Origin of the sequence: Actinoplanes sp. TFC3 (genome assembly GCF_001553785.1) — a bacterium.
Lineage (GTDB): Bacteria > Actinomycetota > Actinomycetes > Mycobacteriales > Micromonosporaceae > Actinoplanes.
Genome location: NZ_LOJP01000001.1, coordinates 539,434 through 544,297, shown reverse-complemented (window position 1 = coordinate 544,297; position 4,864 = coordinate 539,434). Strand labels below are relative to the sequence as shown.

Annotated in this window: 1 pseudogene; it reads left to right on the top strand. The window is 70.2% G+C overall.

Features of this window, described 5'->3' with window-relative positions:
- Window positions 1-4,864 (top strand): annotated as a pseudogene (locus TFC3_RS37730) (hypothetical protein); the annotation flags it as partial.

Genomic DNA, 4,864 nt, shown 5'->3' with positions numbered 1-4,864 from the left:
ACCCCGCCCCGCCCACGGGCCTGGATCCCGACCTCGCGCGGGCCGACGTCGTCCCTCTTCACGCGGGCACCGGTCCGGCAGGCGTCGCGTTCCCCACGACCACGCTCGGCGGCCGCCTGGCCCAGGCGGATGTCAGCCTGCTGGAACTGGATTCCAGCCCGGACTACTTCCAGGGGACCACCGACGGCAGCACCGGGCGCTTCGTGCGCAAGCCGTGGTCGGGCAACCCGCCCTTCTTCTACGTTGTGGCCGACGCTGACACCCAGAGTTTCCGGGTACGCCTCGGTGCTGACCGGACCGTCTCCGTACCTGGGGAGCAGTTGTTCGCACTGGCCCTGAACGCAGGCGCAATGTCGGGCATGCGGGCCGGAAGCACCACACCGGTGCTGTTCGTCTCGGCGGACGCGGGCCGGATCCCGACGGTCGGGGGTGCCGCGTACGACTTCATGGCCGCCCTGTGGCGCATGGGCCACCGCGGCGAGGGCTACGCGGCCACCCGGGCCATGTCGGTGATCACGGGTACGTCGGTGCGCCTGGCGGTCAGCGGCAACGGTTCGCTCGTCCGCATCGAGGAGCTGCCCTCGCTCAGCCCGTCGCTGGCTCCCGTGACGGACAACTTGCGGCTCGCGGACATCCGCCACACCGTGGCACCCGGGGCGGACGGGCGGATGGTTGTTGCATTCCCGCGCAGTTCCTCGGATGACTACAGCAACATCTCGCTGGCCGGGCTCAATGCCAGGACGATTCGCCGGTACGCCGGGCAGCGCGGCGAAGGCACCCCGATGACCGAGGAAGCGCCCTGGTGGACCCTGCCGGGATCGCCGGCCGCACCGGTGGCCATCGACGCGGTCAACGCTGGGGTCGGGCATGTGTTCGCGTTCGCCCGGGGACGCGGCGCGATCCGCATCGACGGCGCGACCTTGGGCCGGCTGGTGGCCGAGGCCGGTGTGATGAACGCGGGCGGCCGCCCCACGCCTGTGGTGATGTGGTCCTCGTTCGCCGGAGCCCGCTGGAAGCCCGGTGGCGTCGCATACGACTTCACCAACCGCCTGGTGCAGCGGCACGGCTTCCACGGCAAGGTGTACGCAGCGGACAGCCGCCTGTCGGTCACCTCGTCCGGCGCCACCCTGTCCGACGATGGCGTCTTCGTAGCCTTCAACGCCCTCCAAGAAGCGGCACCGCAGCCGGCGAACCCCGGGCCCAGCACCTACGACCCGCTGCAGACCTCGGATCTCGGCCAGTTCACCTGGCGCGACGTCTACTACGTGGTCACCACGGACCGCAACGGCCGCGAAGTCGGCATCGCGTTCCCCAGCAAGACCGGGGACACCGCGGTGATGACCGCCGACGACCAGAACATCGCGCACGACGAGCTGGACTACTACTACAGCTATCCGGGCCGGGAAAGTGTGAACGGCTACGAGCTGCGTACCCCGTTCCACGGTCGCCGTGGCCTTGGCGGGCGCGACCTCATCATTCTCGACGCGCACGCCGATCCTGAGCACTTCCACATCAAGCTGCGCGACGGCCGCCGGGCAGCGCTGAACGGCCGGCAGATGGCCCAGCTGTTCGCGCAGATCCGGCCGCTGCAGACCTTCGCCCGCGCCGGACGGTTCGCGCCGTTCCTGTTCCTGTCGTGCAGCGCCGGCCGCTACGACGCGCCCGGCGGCTCGATCTACGAGTTCATGTCGGCCATCCGCAGCTGGGGTCACGAAGGCGAGGGCTACGGCGCCACCCAGACCCTGGTGGTCCACACCAGCCGGCGCAACGCTTTGGGCGTCTACAACATGGGTACGCTGCGACAGTTCGGCGTCGTCCCGCAGTTCACCCCGGGCCAGTTCCCCGCCGGGCTGAGCGCGCAGCCGGTGGGCAGCCAGCAGTTCTGGTACACCCCGTGGACCGGCCCGCTGCCGCCCGTACGCGGTGGGGAGCCCGAAGCCGGCTCGCCTGACCCGCGCGAAACCAGCCGGCCTGGCCCCGGACGACCCCGCGTACGCCCGGCGCTCGACCCGCGTGGCCGGGCCTTCGGGGTGGTGCTCGCAGCCGACCCCGACTACCTCGACGACATCCGCTCGTTCGCCGACAACCTGGGCGACGATGCGCTCGACATCGTGCGCGAGTTCCACAAGAACGAGCTGGGCGATTGGGAGAACACCGAAAAGGCGGCCCCGTGGGGCGGCAACCGGCCGGATGTGGCGGGCCGGCCGCTGATGGTGTTCGTCGAGCGGGAGGACGGCGGCGACAACTTCGTCGTGGCGACCAGCGATGGCGGCACCACGCTCGTCGCACCCCGGGATCTGCCCGCGATCCTGCATGCCAACGACGACTTCCGCCGCCTGGACGACTCCGGGTTCAACCGGCCGATAGCGCTGCTCATGCCCGAGGCTCGCACCGGCAAGGAGGAGCACGCCCAGTGGATCGCCAAGTCGGCCGAGCAGTTCCTCGACGGGCAGATCGCGACCGGCGGCTACCGCCCGGTGTACCGGGTCACGAGTGGCATCTTCTTCGCGGGTAAGGGCTGGAGCCTGCTGCGGACCACCGACGCCGAGTTCGAGCTGGTCCGCGGACCCTGCCTCGACGACCTGGTGGTGACCACGCTCAGCGGTGGCCGCGGCGTTGCTTTGCCGCTGCCCGGGGACCCGGCCGATGTGGCCGGGCCGATCATCGCGGCGGGCGGCACCCGGCGTCCGGGGGCGGATCTGGTGGTCGCCGTCGCCGGTACGGGCACGCAGGTGTGGGCGCAGACGACAAACGGCGGCCACAAGCTCGCGCTCGACGGCAAGACGTTCGGCCGTCTCATCGCCGATCACCCGGTGGTGCGTCAGGTGCTCGACGGCCCGTCCACCACCGGCATCCTGCTGGCGTCTCCGGGGGCGGGTGCACGCAACGACTTTGGACGTACCGGATATGACTTTGCCGTGGGGTTGGGCGCCGACACCTCGGCTCGCCACATTCACGCCACGCCCGGCACGTCGGTCGCGGCCACCACCGAGGCCGTGCGGGTGGCCGGGATCCCGTCCGACGGGGTGCGGACCATCGTCATCAAGAGCAAGAGCAGCTATCCCGGCGAAGTCGGCGTCGTGCTGCCCACACCGCAGCAGTACTTCTACAGCACACCGTCCGGAGTGGACGAGTGGGCGGAAAGCACCAGCCAGTACACGATGCAGCACTTCGGCGACAGCGACGGCATGGTGCTCTCGCCCGAGCCGGCGTGGGCGAAAGCCTCGGAAATGCCGGTCGTGGTCCTGCTGGGATCCGACGACGGGCGCACTTTTGCGGTACGAAGTGAGCACGGCGATCGCCCCATGACGTTGCCGGTAAACGAACTCGCCCGGGTGCTCGCCGCCTCCGCAGCGTTCAAATCGGCGGCCGAGCGCGATCCCAACAAGCCGATCATCGCCATGCTGCCGGGCACCTTCTCCCCGCTGCGTGCCGGGCGTACCGCGGAAAGCCTCAGTGCCGGGCTCAAACGACGGGGCTATTTCCGTACGATCCATGCGGTTGTCGGTTCTTCGATGCTCGACAACGGCCGGGTCACCGTGCCGAACTGGCAGACGACGATCGACCCGGGACCGCTGTTGCCCCGCCACGTCACCATGCGCCCGATGTACTACCGCGACGGTCAACTCGCCGGCGTCGACTTCATGAGCAAAATCGGCGACCTGGCCACCGACACGCAGTACCTCTACAACACCGACAAGGGCGGCCCGCTGTCCTACACGAGCGTGTCCGACTCGACGACCGAAACCGGCACCACCCATCAGCTGCGCGACCCCAAGGACCGCTGGGACGCGCTGGTGTTCGCCCACGGCTCGACCAAGTCCATCGCCGTCGTGATGCGCCGCGGCGGCGACAAGTTCTCGGTCAGCGGCGACCGGATCGTCGACCTCATGCACGCCGGCGGCTACCTCAAGGCGTTCTCTCCAGCCAAGTTCCGCGGCTTCACCGGCATCATCTGCCTGGTGGGCACGCAAAAATGGCCGGACGGCCCGATGTCCGACTTCGCCCGCCGCCTGCACGCCCTCGGCGACCACCGACCGGTTCGCGGCGCTGGTGGCTCGGTGCTGCTGGTCCCGGGCGGCAAGACCTCGGTGGACGGCTACGGCGAGTACTCGACGTTCCCGGAGAACGGGGAGATCCTGCCGGAGGATCCGAACCTGATCTCGCCCGCTCCCGTGGCTGTTCCTCTGGCGAACCCGGCGCCTCTGGCAGATCCGGCGCCTTTGGCAGATCCGGCGCCTCTTGCCAACCCCGTTCCGCTGGCGCCGGCGGGCTTGCGACTGTCTGACGTACGGCTGCAGCTCCTGACAAACGCCGCGGGACGGGTGCACGGGTACGGCTTCCCGTTGACCGCGGCGCAAGCCGACGACATGTCCGAGGCTGGCCTCGACCGGTCGCAGTTCCGCACCTACCGTGGCGCCGTCGGACGTGGGCCGGCCACCGGTCATCCGGTGCCCTGGCTCGGCGGCGGTCCGGCGTTCTCCGTGCTGGCAACCGCCGGCGAGGGCGTGCACGTCTATCAAAAGGGCGCCGGAGAGGTACGGGTGCCAGCGCCGGCGTTCGCGCAGATGCTGCTCGACGGCGGGCTGCTCGACCTGCCCGGCGTCGGCGCGCACACACCGGTGATCCTGTGGCAGTCGTCGGCGGGCGAGGACCTGGCAGGTGCGGAACCGGCGGCGCAGTTCTTCGACAAGCTGCGCGCGGGCGGCCACCGGGGCCAGGTGTTCGCACCGGCCACCGCGCTCGAGGCGACTACGGAAGGTGCGGCGCTGGCTGATGGGGGGCGCTTCCGCGCGTACGGCGATGCCCCGGACGCCGCCGCCGAAGCCCTCCCGATCACCTCCCTCGTAGAGCCCGCCCCCAC